The organism is Bartonella sp. TT119HLJHH (genome assembly GCF_042193385.1).
In the GTDB taxonomy this organism is placed as follows: Bacteria; Pseudomonadota; Alphaproteobacteria; order Rhizobiales; family Rhizobiaceae; genus Bartonella.
Genome location: NZ_JBHILS010000158.1, coordinates 1 through 531 on the forward strand (window position 1 = coordinate 1; position 531 = coordinate 531).

Here is a 531-nt window from a genome sequence, read left to right on the forward strand (position 1 = left end):
AAGTGTCGTTGAGCCTCCAGAGTTGACTTCTGATTTATGATGCATGGTAGCATCACCGTGTTCATCATGGTAATGGGTTTCTGCTGAACCGATCGTCAAGTTGCCTTCTTCTGTAGCCATGGCAAGATCACCTCCGGTGGTGATCCCCACCCCGGAAGCGGTGATATTTTGTTTAGCAATCACCGTTGCATTACCACCAGCAGAAAGCGCCTCGGTGTTTAAAACGGTCTCCACGCCGTCAACCGTTGTGCGCCCTGCATCTAAACGAATATTCTTCTCCGCAAGGATAACAGCATCACCACCCGCCGCAAAATGCCCCCCTTGACTGAGGATATCCCCGCCATGCACATGCAATTGGTGGTTTGCCGCAATCCGCCCTGAATTGGTTATTGTGGAATTGCTCGTATTTTGGCTGGTGATATTGACATCATCGCCCATGATCAAAGCCCCAGCAGAAACAAAGGAGGCTCTGTCTTTTTCAGGGATGTAAAGCACCGGTGCATAAACATCCATGCCCTTGACCTGTTGGCG

Annotated in this window: 1 protein-coding gene; it reads right to left on the reverse strand. The window is 50.5% G+C overall.

Features of this window, described 5'->3' with window-relative positions:
* Window positions 1-531: hypothetical protein (locus ACFIJL_RS09920; RefSeq protein ID WP_375624570.1), on the reverse strand; the 531-nt coding region annotated here is incomplete at both ends.